Genomic DNA, 16,399 nt, shown 5'->3' on the forward strand with positions numbered 1-16,399 from the left:
TAATGGCTGGAATAGGATTTACTTTAAAAAAATTATTTAAAGAAGAATATATTACTACTAAGATAAAAGCATATATATATTCAGGATTAGTTGTAGCTGGTCCTTGGATAGCATCTGTTTTAACTGTGAATGTACTTTTAATTATAACTGAGAATTATTTAAAAGATGTTTCGCAGAAGAATTTGTTTATGGGAACTATAGTTTATAGTTTTGTATTTTCTCAAATAATAACTGCGCCATGGCAGATATTAATAACTAGATATATATCAGATAAGTTATATAAAAAAGAGTATGAATATGTAAGAGCATCATTTAATGGAATTAGTAGATTATTGTTTTTTAAAACTTATATCGTAGGGTTTATATATTATTATAAAATTAATATAAATTTATATTATAAGTTTATGGCAATTTCTTTATTTGTGTTTATATCATTAACATGGATAGTTATGGTTTATTTAAGTGCTATAAAGAATTACTTGATAATTTCTTATGCTTATATATGTGGAGGAATTGTTTCAGTATTAGTGCATATAGTATTTTTGAATTATCCGATACAATTTAAAGATAATATTGTATCTAGTAATTTGCTTTTATCGTATTTGATTGGAATTATAGTTACTTATACATTTTTGAGTTATAGTTTTTTTTCAACATTTTATTTTACAAATAATAAAGAATATGATTTCTTAAGATATTTATCTAAGTTTTGGAAATTGTTTTATGTAGGTTTATTCTATAATGTAGGATTATGGATAGATAATATTTTAGTATGGTATTCACAATTAGGAGTAGATGTATTTAAAATATACAGATATTCTCCAATTTATGATAGCGCTGTATTTTTAGCATATTTAACTGTTATACCTACAATGATTTTTTTTATGGTATTTGTTGAAACAGAGTTTTATGATGCATATAAAAAATATTATTTTCTCGCTATGAGTAGCGGTAGATATGAAGATATAGAATTATCAAAAGAAGAAATGAAAAATATTTTATATAAACAAATGGTATATATTATGGAGATGCAAACAATAGTCACATTGACAATAATAGTTATTTCAGGAAAAGTTTTTTCGCATTTAGGTATTTTTATGATAATAAGAGATATTTTTAGAATAACTTCTCTTGGTGCTTTATGTAGTATATTTATATTAATAATAATTTTAATATTTCTTTATTTTGATGAAAAAGATAAAGCTTTGATTATATCTTTGTTATTTTTAATATTGAATGCATTATTTACATTGTATTTTATTCCAAAAGGAATTGAATTTTATGGATTAGGATATTTTATTAGTTCATTTGTAACTTTAATTATTTCTATTATTACTGTGGTTAGATTTTTAAAATATATAAATTATTATACATTTGCAAAGCAACCATTATTTATTCAAAAAGAAAAAGGAATATTTGTTAATATTGCAAATGCTATTAACAATATGGAAAAGGGGGAATAATTTGAACTATATATATGTATACATAATTATAATATTGTTAATTGGAATGTTTATTATACCGGTTCAAGAAGTAGTAAGTAAAGGTTGTGATATAAAACAATATAAAAATATTAAATACTATCAAGATGGTATAAAAAATTTTATAATATATTATGGAAAAATTGATAATAAAAAAATAAAAGATTTATCAAAATATTCACTTGCTATAATAGAGCCTAGAAATATAACTAAAAATCAAGTTATAAGTTTAAAAAAAATGGGAGTTGAAGTTTTAGGTTATATATCTGTTGTTGAACAAAATGAAAATAACATTGAATTTTCTAGTCTTAAAGATTCTTGGTTTTATAAACCCAATGGAAAAAAAATTAGAATTGATAAATGGCAATCTTGGTATATGGATATAAGAAAAAAAGATTATCAAAATTTTCTTTTAGAGCAAATATATTTACATGTAATTGATAAAAAATTAGATGGAATATTTTTTGATACTGTAGGAGATATTGATGACTCTAATTGGATTCAAAAGGACAAAAATGAAATGAGAGAAGCTTATCAAACATTTTTGTTTAGAATAAAAAATAATTATAAAAATTTAAAGATAATACAAAATTGGGGATTTGAAACAGCAAAAAAATGTTTAGACAATTTAGATGGAATAATGTGGGAGGGGTTTTCTTTTGAACTTTTAAAAAAGGATCAATGGACTAAAAATAGATTTGAAGAAATAAAGAAAACGAATCTGGATTTTTATGTAGTATCACCTGTAAAAGAGGATATAAATAAAAATCCTATAAAATCAAATTTATATATTTATGTTAGAAAAAATGATATTTATGATACTTTAAAATGATTTTATTGTGTTTTGCAAAAAAAATAATTATAGTTTATAATACACATCGAGCATATTATGTGCTCGATATTTTTATTTGTAAAAAATATAATGTAAGGGAAAGATTAATATGAGTAAATCGTTATTTATAACTGAAAAACCAAGTGTTGCAATGGAATTTGCAAAAGCATTAAATATTAGAGGAATAAAAAAAGATGGATATATTGAATCAGATAGAGCTGTTTTAACATGGTGTGTTGGTCATTTAGTTAATATGAGTTATCCAGAAAAGTATGATTCTAAGTATAAAAAATGGACATTGAAAGATCTTCCTTTTTTACCGAAGGAATATAAATATGAAATAATAAAAAATGTTAAAAAACAATTTAATATTGTAAAAGAGCAAATGAAACGAGAAGATATATCTACTATATATGTATGTACTGATTCTGGACGTGAAGGGGAGTATATATATAGATTGGTAGATGATATGGTAGGAATTAAAAATAAAATTAAAAAAAGAGTATGGATTGATTCTCAAACTGAAGAAGAAATTAGAAGAGGTGTAAAAGAAGCAAAGTCATTATCTGAATATGACAAATTGTCAGATGCAGCTTATTTAAGGGCAAAAGAAGATTATTTAATAGGTATAAATTTTTCAAGGTTATTAACTTTAAGTTATGGACGAATTATAAGTGATTATTTAGGTGAAAAATATACTGTTATTGCAGTGGGGAGAGTAATGAGTTGTGTACTTGGAATGATTGTTCAAAGAGAAAGAGAAATTAGAAAATTTATAAAAACTCCATATTATAGAATTTTTTGTTCTTTTAAGTTTCAAAATTCCTTAGAGTATAATGGTGATTGGAAAGCAGTGGAAGGTTCAAATTATTATATGTCTAATTTACTATTTAAAGATATTGGTTTTAAAGAAAAAGAAAATGCTCAAAAGTTTATTGATGAGTTGAAAAAGGATAATAGTGAATTAATTGGAATAGTTGAAAAAATTGAAAGAAAAAAAGAAAAGAAAAAACCACCTTTACTTTATAATTTAGCAGAACTTCAAAATGAATGTTCAAAAAAGTTTAAATTAAGTCCAGATGAGACTTTAAAAATTGTACAAGGATTATATGAAAAGAAAATGCTTACATATCCAAGAACAGATGCTAGAGTTTTATCAAAAGCTGTAGCAAAAGAAATAATTAAAAACATAAAAGGGCTTTTAAATATTGGAGAAGTTTGCAAACTAAATAAAAAGGATCAGAGTTTAAATTGTTTTGTTCAAAAAATATTAAATGAAGAGTTGTTTAGAGGATTAGAAAAAACAAAATATGTAAATGATAAAGCTATAACAGATCACTATGCTATTATACCTACAGGAGAAGGATTGGAGAATTTTAACAAATTGTTTGAAAATGATAAAAAGGTATTTTTATTAGTTGTAAGGCGTTTTTTAGCAATTTTTTATCCACCTGCAGTTTTTAATAAATTATCAATTATTACAAAAATAAAATCGGAAAGTTTTTTTACTTCTTCAAAAGTATGTGAAGAAGAAGGATATTTAAAAATACTTAATTACGGTGGAGAAAGTAAGAATTTGAATATTGATAATTTAAAAAAGCTTAAAAAAGGTCAAAAAGTAAAGATTAATAGTTTTAAAATTAAGGAATCAGAAACCACACCACCTAAAAGATATAATTCAGGTTCTATAATTTTAGCTATGGAAAATGCAGGTAAATTAATTGAAGACGAAGAATTAAGAGAGCAGATTAAAGGAAGTGGGATTGGTACTAGTGCTACAAGGGCTGAAATATTAAATAAATTGCAAAAAATTAAATATATAAAATTAAATAAAAAAACGCAAATATTAACACCTACTGTAATAGGAGAAATGATTTATGATGTAATTAATAATTCAATTCCTTCGCTATTAAAGCCTGAATTAACTGCAAGTTGGGAAAAAGGTTTAACTATGGTTGCTAATGGAGAAATAAATTCTGATGAATATATGATAAAGCTTGAAACATATATAAGGAAAAATACTCAAAAGGTATTGGGGTTAAATAATAATTATAATCTGTTGAATTTGTTTTCTTCTATTCCAAATTGTAAATGTAAAATAAGTAATACAAAAAATAGTAATTCGTTAGGTAAGTGTATCGCTTGTAAAGATGGAGAAATTTTAGAAAATAGAAAAGCATTTTATTGTAGCAATTGGAAAAAGGGGTGTAAATTTACTGTATGGAAGAATAATTTAGCAAAATATGGAGTAGAGATTAACGATAAAATAATTAAGGATTTACTTCAAAATGGCATAGTAAAAAATGTTAATATTGTTTTTCCAAAAACAAATGAAGAATGTAAAGTGTCACTTGAGTTTACTAAGGATAAAAGTGGTACGTTGCAGGTTATAGAAAGAAAATGTAAAAGGAGCTAATTAATATGAAAATACAAATGCCTAATGAAGTTAAATTTATATTATCTATATTAAACAGCAATAATTATGAGGGATATATAGTTGGAGGTTGTGTTAGGGATTCATTGCTTAAAAGAGAGCCAAAAGATTGGGATATAGCTACAAATGCAAAACCTGAAGAAATTATAAATTTATTTAAAAAAAATTATAAAGTACTACCTACAGGATTAAAACATGGAACGGTTACAGTAATAATAAATAATAAAAACTATGAAATTACGACGTATAGAATTGATGGAGAATATTTTAATAATAGAAAACCTAATAGCGTTGAGTTTATAGATAATATAAAAGAAGATTTAAAAAGAAGAGATTTTACTATAAATGCCATGGCGTATAATGATCATGTAGGTTTATACGATCCTTTTTATGGGATAAAAGATTTAAAAAGTAAAAAAATAAAGTGTGTGGGAAATTCGGGGGAAAGATTTGAAGAAGATGCTTTGAGAATATTAAGAGGAGTTAGATTTGCAACTCAATTAAATTTTGATATAGATAATGAAACAGCAAGTGCAATGAAATTGAAAAGAAATTTATTAAGCAATATTAGTAAAGAAAGAATTAGAGATGAATTATGCAAAATATTGCTTTCAAAAAAACCATCTATTGGACTTAAGATATTGAAGGATTTTAAATTATTAGATTTTATAATTTTGGAATATAAATATTGTTGTGAAGAAGAATTTAATTATATATTATCAATTATAGATAACACTCCAAATAATTTGATAGTAAGATTGGCAGCTTTATTATATGGTATAGAAAAATTTATTTGTAAATATGAGTTAAAAAATGAGAATGTAGGAAAAAATATATTAAAAAGATTGAAATTTAATAATAAAATTATTAAATTAGTTTCTGTTTTAGTTAAAGAAGATATAAATGAAAGTATTATTGCAAAAGATAAAATTATTAAAAAGTTAATAAATAGAGTAGGCAAAGAAAATATTGATAATTTATTTTACTTGCAAATTGCAAATAGAAAAGCAAGTTTATATGATGATATTGGAGATATATTAAAATTGAAAGAAAAGGTTTATAAAATATTAAATGAGAAACATCCTTTAACAGTAAAAGAATTGGATATAAACGGGAATGATTTAATTCGAGTAGGATATAAAAAAGGGAAGCAAATTGGAAAAATGTTAAATTATTTGTTGGATTTAGTTTTAGAAAACCCTGAAATCAATGAAAAAGATATATTAATAAATTTAGCAAAAAATAAGATGAGATAATTAAGTATAAGAAAATTAAAAAAAGTTTAAACTAAAATTGATAAAATTAAATTTGGGAGGTATATTATGGATAATTTAAGTATTGTAGGAATAAGAATAGATAAAAGAACAGATTCTGCTACTAAGGTACAAGAAATATTAACACAAAATGCAGATATTATTTTAAATAGATTTGGTATGCATGATCCAACAGAAATAAATACCGGTTTAATAACGTTAAATTTAAGATCTGAAAAAAATAGGATAAATAACATGATGAGTCAATTAAGTGAATTGAACGGAGTAAGAGTAAATCATATGGAAATATAAAACAAAGCAGTTCAAATTTTGAACTGCTTTGTTTTATTGTTTATATTTTCGTCTATGAATTTATCTTGTAATGATGTGAATTCATCTTCATAATCAAAAAAAATTAGTTCGTGTGTTATTTCCATATTTAGTTTTTTTAGATGTTCTTTAGTGATAAAATCTATTTTTCTATTCATATATTTTCCTCCTTTATATTTTTCTAATATTAATTTAACCAATTATAATTAAATATAAATTAGGAATAAAGAGGAAAGAAACTAGTCAATTTTTTTATATGGATATTTATTTCTTATATTATAGTGAATGTAATAACCAATATAATTTGAATTTATTAAATCTTCATATATATTTTTTGGAACACCTATGTGATGATATTTTTCACCTGTTGTAAAGTTTATTTTTAGTATTTTTTCATTAGAATCATATTCTATAGATGATATATTATTTAAATTAATATTTTTTTTAATCATAAAAATTCGCCCCCTTAATATAAAAAATATATGTAAATTTTTTAATATAGCTTAAAAATATTATACTAAATTATTCATTAAAAAAATGTAAAAAACTGTTGTCGTTGTATATTTTTTAAACAAATGAATATTTAAATAAATAGAGTAAAATATATATTTTTTGAAAAAATAATATATAGAGAGGAAGTGAATGATATGAAAGAACATAAATTTAAAAAAGGAGAGTACGAAGAAGCAGTAGAACACGCAAAAGAAAGTTTATTGGATAAAAGAATTGGTATAGGACAAATTATGGATGAAACTGGATTAAGCAAAGAGCAAATAAATAAAATACAAAATAAAATACAAAGAGAAATACATGATGAATAAATTCGAATAGGCTATTAACTTTTTAAGTTAATAGCCTATTCGAATTTATTGTGTAAAAAATTTTATATAATTCGATAAATAAAGAACTATAAACAATAAACACAATCAAAAATTCATAAAAACTATTGACTGAGAATTAAGATTTTATTATCATTATTTAATGTGTGAATAAATGAATTAAGTCAAGGGAGGATATATATGAATTTAGAAAGGATTTTTAAATTAAATGAACATAATACAAATATTAAAACTGAAATAGTAGCAGGTATTACAACTTTTATGACTATGGCATACATACTTGTTGTTAATCCAACTATATTATCTGCTACAGGTATGGATTTTGGAGCTTTATTTACTGCGACAGCTTTATCATCAGTTATTGCAACATTAATAATGGCTGTTTATGCAAATCTTCCATTTGCATTAGCTCCAGCTATGGGACCTAATGCATTTTTTGCTTTTACTGTTGTTTTGGGAATGGGTTATTCTTGGGAATTTGCTTTAACTGCTGTGTTTTTAGAAGGAATTATATTTATTATTCTTTCTTTTTTTAATGTTAGAGAAGCTATATTAAATGCTATTCCTATGCAATTAAAAAAAGCTGTTTCAGTTGGCATAGGGTTATTTATAGCGTTTTTAGGGCTTTTTAATTCGGGAATAGTAGTAAGTGGTATGTTTCCAACGTCAGATGGTAAGTTAGATGGAGTTCCAGTTGCGATAGGTCATATTACTTCTGGATCTGGATTGCTTGCTTTGATTGGAATTATAATAACGGGATTTTTATTATCAAGAAAAGTTAAAGGAGCACTGCTTATAGGTATATTGACTACAACTATTATTGGAATTCCTATGGGAGTAACACAGTTTCCTGAAAATTTAAAATTTGTTAGTGTTCCACCATCTTTAACTCCAATATTATTTAAATTTGAATGGGTCAATATATTTTCTGTAGATATGCTTGTTGTTTTATTTACTTTTTTATTTGTCGATATGTTTGATACTATTGGAACATTAGTAGGAGTTGCTACAAAAGCAGATATGTTAGATGAAAATGGAAATGTACCTAATGCTAAACAAGCTTTGTTTTCAGATGCAATAGGAACTACTATTGGTGCTATATTTGGGACAAGTACAGTTTCAACATTTGTTGAAAGTGCATCAGGTGTTGCTGATGGTGGGAAAACAGGGCTTACTGCTTTATCTACTGCAGTAATGTTTATTATATCATTATTTTTGTCACCTTTATTTATAATGATACCATCTGCAGCTACAGCTCCAGCATTAATTTTAGTTGGGCTTTTTATGATGTCACCGATAAAGGATATAAATTTTGATGATTTTACTGAAGCAATTCCTGCATTTTTAACAATAATAATGATGCCTCTTACATATAGTATTGCAGAAGGTATAGTGTTTGGAATGTTAAGCTATGTAATATTGAAATTATTGTCAGGAAATAAAAAAGAAATATCGCCTTTAATGTATGTTGTTTCAGTATTGTTTATTGTAAAAATAATACTTGGTTAAAAATAAAACGCAGTTGTATAACTGCGTTTTATTTTTAAAATTATACATATTAAACATGGCGAAATTTAGTATAATATGTTAGAATATCGTTAAACGTATCAAAAATATAACTGCCTATACAAAAATTATTATATATTTTGACAGGAGGTTTATTAAATGACACATAATAACGTAAGCATACTTATATCTTTTGGAATTTATTTATTGGGTATGTTAATTATAGGTTTTATATTTTATAAGAAAACAAAGAATTTATCTGATTATGTATTAGGAGGGAGAGGCCTTAATAGTTGGGTAACTGCATTAAGCTCTCAAGCATCTGATATGAGCGGATGGTTATTGATGGGTTTGCCAGGATATGCATATTTATCAGGGTTTGAATCAATTTGGATAGCGATTGGTTTGGCTATAGGAACATATATAAATTGGAAATTTATAGCAAAAAGACTTCGTCAATATACTGAAGTAGCAGGAGATTCTATTACTTTATCAGTTTATTTTGAAAATAGATTTAGAGATAAGTCTAAAGTACTTAGAACTGTATCTGCTGTATTTATATTAATTTTTTTCATATTATATACGTCTTCAGGACTTGTAGCAGGTGGTAAATTATTTAGCACAGTATTTAATATGTCATACATAACGGCACTTACTGTTGGATCAATTGTTGTAATTTCCTATACGTTTCTCGGTGGATTTATGGCTGTCAGTTGGACTGATTTTTTTCAAGGAATGCTTATGTTTTTTGCAATTCTAGCTGTTCCGATAGTTGGCATGTTTAAAGTAGGAGGGATTTTTAATATTATAAATAATATAAATCCTGAATTTTTAAATCCTTTTACAACCGCAGATGGAAATCTAATCAAAATTATTCCGGTACTTTCTTTATTAGCATGGGGATTTGGGTATTTTGGACAACCGCATATATTAGCAAGATTTATGGCTATTTCTTCTCCAGAAAAAATAAAAGAGGCGAGAAGAATTGCTATGATATGGGTGATTATTAGTCTTGGTGCTGCAGTGTTAGTTGGTATAGTTGGTAGGGTATATCTTACACCAACACTTCAACAAACTGATTCTGAAACTGTATTTATGATTATGGTTAATTCGATATTTCCAAGTGCATTTGCAGGCATATTTTTAGCTGCGATTTTAGCTGCTATAATGAGTACGGCAGATTCACAACTTTTGGTTGCTGCTTCAGCATTTACAGAAGATATATATAAAGTTTTAATTAAAAAGAATGCAAGTGAAAGGGAATTAGTATGGGTAAGTAGAATTACAGTTATAATTATTGCTGTAGTTGCATATATATTAGCTTTGAATCCAGATAGTTCTGTTTTAGATTTAGTAGCGTATGCTTGGGCTGGATTTGGAGCTGCATTTGGACCAGTTGTTATATTTTCTTTATTTTGGAATAGGATGACTGTTAAAGGGGCTGCTGCTGGAATGATAGCAGGAGGTGTTACTGTGTTGATTTGGAAACACCTTCATGGAGGTATTTTTGATCTTTATGAAATTGTACCAGGATTTGTATTAAGTATTATAGCAATAATTATTTTTAGTTTAATGGACAAAGAACCTTCTAAAGAAATTATAGATGAGTTTAATAGAGTAAAAAATTATTAATGGAAATGTGAGGGGGAGAAATGGATAAAATAATAGGTTTTATAGGTTGTGGAAATATGACAAAAGCTATGATTGGGGGGATAATTAAGTCAAATTTAGTAAATCCTAAAAATTTGATTATATCTGATATTCATAAAAAAAATTTAGATTTTGTATCAAATAAATACAATGTAAAAACAGTAAATGATAACAAAGAGCTGGCAAAAAAATCAGATATTATAGTATTGGCGATAAAGCCTAATATATATAATTTGGTAATTGATGAAATAAAAGATTTTGTAAAAAAAGATGTTATAATAGTTACTATTGCGGCAGGTAAATCTATAAATAATGTTGAAATTGAATTTGGAAAAGATATTAAAATTGTCAGAACAATGCCTAATACACCAGTTTTTGTAGGAGAAGGAATGACAGGTATATGTTATAATGATAAAATATCAAAAGAAGAATTAGAAGAAGTAGTTGGAATATTTAAGTGTTTTGGAAAAACAGAGATAATTGATGAAAAACTAATGGACGTAGTTGTTTCAACTAGCGGTTCTTCACCTGCGTATGTATTTATGTTTATTGAAGCTATGGCAGACGCTGCGGTACTTGATGGTATGTCTAGAGATAAAGCTTACAAAATGGCTGCTCAATCAGTACTTGGAGCTGCAAAAATGGTATTAGAAACAGGAAAACATCCAGGAGAACTTAAAGATATGGTATGTTCTCCTGGCGGAACTACAATAGAGGCAGTTATATCTTTGGAAGAAGATGCTTTTAGGGCATCAGTTATTAAGGCTATGAGAAAATGCACACAAAAATCTAAAGAAATGGCAAAAACCACGATTTAAATCGTGGTTTTTGTTGTTAATAATTTCCTAGTAGAAATAAAACACTAAAAAAACATAAAAAAAACAAATACAGAAATAATATATACAAAACCAAAAAAAGAAAGGAAAGATAATATGTTAGAAAAATTATCAAAAAATCAATTTATAAAAATGACAAAACCAAAAGATGGATCAGTAGAATATGGATTAGTATTAAATGAAAATGAAGAAAAAAAAGAATATGAAATTTTATCAATTGGTTTCACAAATAAAAATGGTGAATTTTTATGTTATCCAACAGAAGTGGAAAACATAAAAGAAAAACTTAAAATTGACGACAGAATTTTTGAAGAAGTAAAAGAAAAAAAAATAAAAAGAAAAATGAACAAATGGTTAGAAGTAAATAAAAATAAATTTAAAAATTGATTTAAAAATAAACCATGGCTATTTAAGCTATGGTTTATTTTTAAATCAAAAATGATATAATAAAAAAAAAGAGTGAGGGGGATAAAATTGAGAATATACTCTACTAATATAATTTCAGAATTAGATTCTCTAAGAATAAAAGATAGCGAAAAAGCTTTCTATAAACATTTTAAAAAAAAATTAAAAGGAATAGGAATAACTAAAATAGTTCCTGTAAAAGGTATAAATATTGATTTGATGTACATTGAAAGAAATAATATATTATTTATAAAATTTATGGATACAAATGAAGATATATATTCAATATTAGAAGAAGAATTATTAGAAGTAATGGAAGAAGAATATAATAGTTTAGTAAGTGAAATTAAATTATTTAATTTAGATATTAAATACAATTTGATATATATAATGCCTTATGTTGATGTAAATAACAATGAAGAATTTGATAATTTTATAAAAAATCATATTATAGATAGAAATGGTTATAAACAACTAATACAAAATCCAGATACTATAAATAAATATCTAAAAGGTGAAAATGAAGATGTGCTATTAAATTTATTTAGATTTTACATATGTCCAGAATATCATGTAATAAAAAAAGAAGAAAATAATAGACTTATAAATAAAGATTTCAAAAGAATATCTTTTTTTAAAGAAGATTATAAATATACTGCATTATTTTTGAGTTCATTTCAACTTAAAAAAATAAATTCAATAAAATATGGTAATACTTTATTTTTGGGTCCTGCTGGAAGTGGAAAAACTACACTTTTAACTTCAAGAGCTATTAAACTTTCTAGACTTTATCCAAAGGACAAATTTTTATTTATAACATTTAATAAACAACTTATGAATGATATAAAAAATCAAATTGATATATTAGGAAAAAATCTTAAAAATTTAGAAATATACAATTTTCATGGATTTATATTTAAACTTGCAAAACAATTTGATTTAGTGATAGATTACACAAAATTAAAAGAAAATTTTTCTAAGTACTTCGAAAATGTATTTTTGCAAGTTAAAAATGTTTTAAAAAACACAAATATATATAAAGGAATATTTATAGATGAATGTGAAAATTTTAATAAAGAAGAAATAAAATTTTTAGAAAGTATACTTTATAAATCTAAAAATATTTTTAATATATCAGCAGATAAAAGAAAAGATATAAAAAATAATTTAAAATCATTTATAGGACCATGGGAAATACTAGATTTTAATGATATTATTAAATTTAATCATAATTATAGACAAACTCAAAAAATGACTTTATTTATAAACAATTTTACTCAAAATACATTAGAATATATTAAAAATTTTGATGTAAATTTTCCAAAGGATTATTATTTAAAAACAAAATCTTTTAGAAAAGAAGGAGAAAAAGTAGAAATAATAACAGTATCTGATATTGAAGAAAAAATAAAATCTATAATTTGGGAAATAGAATATCTTGTAAAACAAAAAGGGTTAAAGTATTCTGATATAGTTATTATTTATCCTTACAATAAAAGAAAATTAAAAAACGGAAATATGATTTATTTTCAATATATACTTAGAAAAGCCTTAGAAGATAGAAATATTCCTTATATATATTCTAATGATGAATTAATCAATTTGAGTAACAAAATGGGAGTTACAATATCAAATATATATTCCATTAATAATCTTGAATATAGAGCGGTAATATTTTGTCAAATTGAAATGCTTTATAGCCACAATCTCAATGAGAAAAATACTAATTATGAAATCGGTAACTTTATAAAAAATTTAAACATTATATATATAGCTTTAACTCGAGCTATAGATTATTTAATAATTATAACCACATTTAAAGAAGAAAATAGCGATATAATAAAAATACTAAACAATTCATTAGAATGATTGTTGATAAAATAAAAATGTAGGAGAAGTGATTTTCCTACATTTTTTTATTTTATATAAAAATATATTAATATCAATAAACTAAGTATAATTCTATAATAACCGAATAATTTAAAATCTTTTTTCTTTATATAGTTCATAAAAAATGATATTACTGCAAGAGCTACTAAAAATGAACCTATAACACCTACAGTTAAAACAATCCATTGATAAGGGGTAATAAATAATCCTTTTTTAATCATTTTTAACAAAGAATAAGTAGTTGCACCAGCCATAGTAGGTATTGCAAGAAAAAAAGAAAATTCTGCAGCTATTTGTCTAGAAGCACCAAGAAGCATTGCGCCAATTATGGTAGATGCAGATCTGGATGTTCCAGGGATCATAGCAAGACATTGAATAATTCCTATTATAAAAGCAGTTTTATAACTTAAATCATAAAAATTATTTATTTTAGGTCTTTTATTTTTTCTTTCTAGAATTAATATTGCAATACCTCCTAATAAAAGCATTATTGCAACGGTTGTGGGGTTAAAAAACTTTTCTTCTATAATATCTCCAAATAAAAGTCCTAAAATAGCAGCTGGAATAAATCCAACAATAACTTTAAACCAAAGATTAATAGTTTCTTGTTTTTGTTTTAAAGTTTTACTTTTACTAAAAGGATAAAGTTTGTTGAAATAAAGAACTATAACAGATAAAATAGCTCCAAATTGAATTATTACATTAAATGAATTAGCAAAAGAACCTTGAAAATCAATCCAATTATTAACTAAAATTAAATGACCTGTACTGCTTATTGGTAAAAATTCTGTTATTCCTTCTACAATAGAAAGTATTATAGCTTTTAAAATATCATTCATAAAAAAAACCCCCTTGTAAATATGTACATAATTTTGGAAAACAACATATAAAGTATATCAATATTAATAGATAATATCAATATATTAATTTATATGCATTTGTTTTATAATTTTTGGAAAAAACATTAAAAATATAGTAAAATTATAATAATAAAAATTATAAGGAGTGATATTATGGCTTCTTTATCAAATTATGAAAATGAAATTTTCAAAGAATTTTCCAAAAATCTTAAACCATATACTAAAAATGATTATTTAAGTAAAATAATTTTATTTAAATCTATTTTAGAAAATGAAAATAAAGATTTATTTATAGCAACTAAAGAAGAATGTAAAAAATTTATAGATTTTATAGCAACTAAATATGCTAAATCAACATGTGAAAAAATATATAGTTATCTTCATAGTTTTTATAATTTTTTAAAGAAAGAAGGTTATATAGATACTAATCCTTTTAATTATGTAAAAAAACCATCTGTATCTAGAATAAAAACAAAAGATGATGTATTAAGCTTTGAAGAAGTAAATAGATTAATTTCAATACTTCCTAAATTAAATATAAGAGATAGAGCTATTATTGTTTTTTTAGTAACCACAGGGTGTTTATTAAGTGAATTAGTTGATTTAAAATGGAAAGATCTTATTGTAGATGAAAAAAATAATTATTTTTGTAAAATAGGAAATGGCAAAAGAAATAGAGTAATAAAACTTCATCCTTATTGTTGGGAATTAATAATGAAATATAGAGATTATTTAGGATTATCTGAAATAATCAAACCTACAAATGAATTTGTGTTTAAAAGTCGTACAAACGAAAGTATTACAGATAGAAATGTAAGAGTAATAGTAAAAAAAGCTTTAAAACTTGCAGGACTTGATAATTATTCAGCTAAAGATTTTAGACATTCTTTTGCTACATTTTGTTTGCGATTAGGAGCTATAGAAGAAGATGTTAAAAATCATTTAGGATGGAGTGATAAATACTATGCTATAAGATATAAATATGTTCTTAATTTTGTAGATAGTCAAGTTGTTGATTATATAATTAATACAGATAAACTTAAAATGAATGAAAATATTAAAAATAATAAATGAGGAAGTGATTTGATGAAATATAGTATAATAGATAGCCACTGTGATACTATAACGAAAATTGAAGAAGAAAATTTAAATTTTTATAATAATTACATATCTCATATAAATATAAAAAAGATGTTGAAAGCAAATATTAAAATACAATTTATGGCAATATATATTGACTATAATATTCCTTTTCCAGATTGTTATTTTAAAGCTATTAAATATATAAATAAAATTTATGAATATGAAAAAATATATGATAATTTAAAAGTAATAAAAAATAAAAATGATTTAGATTATGTTATAAATAAAGATAATTTAATTGGAATAATAATCACTATAGAGGGTGGTCACATTATACATGATAATATAGATATTTTAAAATCATTAAATATTTTAGGAGTAAAATCGTTAACTTTAACATGGAATTATAAAAATAAATTAGCTTGTGGAGTTATGGAAAAAATTGATTTAGGACTTAGTAATTTTGGAAAAAAAGTAATAAATATTATGAATGATTTGAATATGATAATAGATGTTTCTCATGTTTCTAATAAAACATTTTATGATGTTATAAGTATTTCAAACAATCCAATTATAGCTTCGCATTCTTTGAGTAGTTATATAAATAATAATAAAAGAAATTTAACAGATGATCAAATTAAAAAAATTTCTGAATTAAATGGAGTTATTGGAATAAATTTTTGTAAAGAATTTGTTGGAAAAAATAAAGATATATCTTCTTTAGTTGATCATATAGATAGAATAATTTATATTGGAGGAGATAACTGTATAGGATTAGGATCAGATTTTGATGGTTGTGAAATTATAGGTGATATACAAGATTGTACATATACATATTTAATAAAAAATGAACTTTTAAAAAGAAATTATAGCGAAAATACTATAAAAAAAATATATAATCAAAATTATTTAAATTTATTATATAAATTTTTTGAATGAACAAATTGTTATTGTTCGGTATATAGTGTATAATATTAAAATGTACGATTGAAATTTACAT

Annotated in this window: 16 protein-coding genes; 13 read left to right on the forward strand and 3 right to left on the reverse strand. The window is 23.9% G+C overall.

The genetic code is table 11. The features are described from left to right. Positions 1–2 precede the first annotated feature (2 nt). From pelG to BUA19_RS01395, 5 genes are all read left to right on the forward strand, one after another. A complete protein-coding gene (gene pelG / locus BUA19_RS01375; RefSeq protein WP_072723081.1) occupies positions 3–1,463 on the forward strand; it encodes an exopolysaccharide Pel transporter PelG in 1,461 nt (486 codons plus the stop codon). A 1-nt stretch (position 1,464) separates the two neighbouring features. After that, positions 1,465–2,313 (forward strand): putative glycoside hydrolase, encoded by an 849-nt coding sequence (locus BUA19_RS01380; protein WP_072723082.1) that lies wholly within the window; start codon positions 1,465–1,467, stop codon positions 2,311–2,313. 109 nt (positions 2,314–2,422) lie between these two features. Next, complete coding sequence (locus BUA19_RS01385; protein WP_072723083.1) at positions 2,423–4,729, forward strand: DNA topoisomerase; 2,307 nt, start codon at positions 2,423–2,425, stop codon at positions 4,727–4,729. 5 nt (positions 4,730–4,734) lie between these two features. Continuing rightward, the gene (locus BUA19_RS01390) at positions 4,735–6,003 is read left to right on the forward strand and encodes a CCA tRNA nucleotidyltransferase (RefSeq protein ID WP_072723084.1); all 1,269 of its coding nucleotides are present in this window, start codon (positions 4,735–4,737) and stop codon (positions 6,001–6,003) included. A gap of 66 nt (positions 6,004–6,069) precedes the next feature. Continuing rightward, positions 6,070–6,312 (forward strand): hypothetical protein, encoded by a 243-nt coding sequence (locus BUA19_RS01395; RefSeq protein ID WP_072723085.1) that lies wholly within the window; start codon positions 6,070–6,072, stop codon positions 6,310–6,312. Between the two features lie 11 nt (positions 6,313–6,323). Here the strand turns inward: BUA19_RS01395 and BUA19_RS11610 are convergent, their stop codons facing one another. Both BUA19_RS11610 and BUA19_RS01400 read right to left on the reverse strand, forming a co-directional pair. Beyond that, positions 6,324–6,488 carry a hypothetical protein gene (locus tag BUA19_RS11610; protein WP_178137411.1) on the reverse strand — a complete coding sequence of 55 codons (165 nt, stop codon included), beginning with the start codon at positions 6,486–6,488 and terminating at the stop codon, positions 6,324–6,326. 81 nt (positions 6,489–6,569) lie between these two features. Continuing rightward, positions 6,570–6,782, reverse strand: coding sequence for a KTSC domain-containing protein (locus BUA19_RS01400; protein ID WP_072723086.1), 213 nt, complete (start codon positions 6,780–6,782; stop codon positions 6,570–6,572). A 195-nt stretch (positions 6,783–6,977) separates the two neighbouring features. Between BUA19_RS01400 and BUA19_RS11615 the strand changes: the two genes are divergently transcribed. The 6 genes from BUA19_RS11615 to BUA19_RS01425 all read left to right on the forward strand — a co-directional run bounded on the left by BUA19_RS11615 (position 6,978) and on the right by BUA19_RS01425 (position 13,435). Beyond that, a complete protein-coding gene (locus BUA19_RS11615) occupies positions 6,978–7,151 on the forward strand; it encodes a hypothetical protein (RefSeq protein WP_178137412.1) in 174 nt (57 codons plus the stop codon). A gap of 198 nt (positions 7,152–7,349) precedes the next feature. Then, on the forward strand, positions 7,350–8,678 hold the full coding sequence (locus BUA19_RS01405) for an NCS2 family permease (RefSeq protein WP_072723087.1): 1,329 nt from the start codon (positions 7,350–7,352) through the stop codon (positions 8,676–8,678). Positions 8,679–8,834: 156 nt separating this feature from the next. After that, a complete protein-coding gene (gene putP / locus BUA19_RS01410) occupies positions 8,835–10,307 on the forward strand; it encodes a sodium/proline symporter PutP (RefSeq protein WP_072723088.1) in 1,473 nt (490 codons plus the stop codon). 20 nt (positions 10,308–10,327) lie between these two features. Continuing rightward, a complete protein-coding gene (gene proC, locus BUA19_RS01415) occupies positions 10,328–11,143 on the forward strand; it encodes a pyrroline-5-carboxylate reductase (protein ID WP_072723089.1) in 816 nt (271 codons plus the stop codon). 114 nt (positions 11,144–11,257) lie between these two features. Continuing rightward, positions 11,258–11,548, forward strand: a complete 291-nt coding sequence (locus tag BUA19_RS01420) for a hypothetical protein (RefSeq protein ID WP_072723090.1) — start codon at positions 11,258–11,260, stop codon at positions 11,546–11,548. Between the two features lie 87 nt (positions 11,549–11,635). Further along, on the forward strand, positions 11,636–13,435 hold the full coding sequence (locus tag BUA19_RS01425) for a UvrD-helicase domain-containing protein (RefSeq protein WP_072723091.1): 1,800 nt from the start codon (positions 11,636–11,638) through the stop codon (positions 13,433–13,435). A gap of 47 nt (positions 13,436–13,482) precedes the next feature. Here BUA19_RS01425 and BUA19_RS01430 read toward each other — a convergent pair whose 3' ends face one another. Continuing rightward, positions 13,483–14,295 (reverse strand): undecaprenyl-diphosphate phosphatase, encoded by an 813-nt coding sequence (locus BUA19_RS01430; RefSeq protein ID WP_072723092.1) that lies wholly within the window; start codon positions 14,293–14,295, stop codon positions 13,483–13,485. 174 nt (positions 14,296–14,469) lie between these two features. Here BUA19_RS01430 and BUA19_RS01435 point away from each other — a divergent pair, with 174 nt between their 5' ends. Both BUA19_RS01435 and BUA19_RS01440 read left to right on the forward strand, forming a co-directional pair. Further along, positions 14,470–15,390, forward strand: coding sequence for a tyrosine-type recombinase/integrase (locus BUA19_RS01435; protein WP_072723093.1), 921 nt, complete (start codon positions 14,470–14,472; stop codon positions 15,388–15,390). 12 nt (positions 15,391–15,402) lie between these two features. Next, complete coding sequence (locus BUA19_RS01440; protein WP_072723094.1) at positions 15,403–16,338, forward strand: dipeptidase; 936 nt, start codon at positions 15,403–15,405, stop codon at positions 16,336–16,338. The last annotated feature ends 61 nt before the right edge of the window (positions 16,339–16,399 follow it).

Origin of the sequence: Tepidibacter thalassicus DSM 15285, from assembly GCF_900129915.1 — a bacterium.
Classification (GTDB): Bacteria; Bacillota; Clostridia; order Peptostreptococcales; family Peptostreptococcaceae; genus Tepidibacter; species Tepidibacter thalassicus.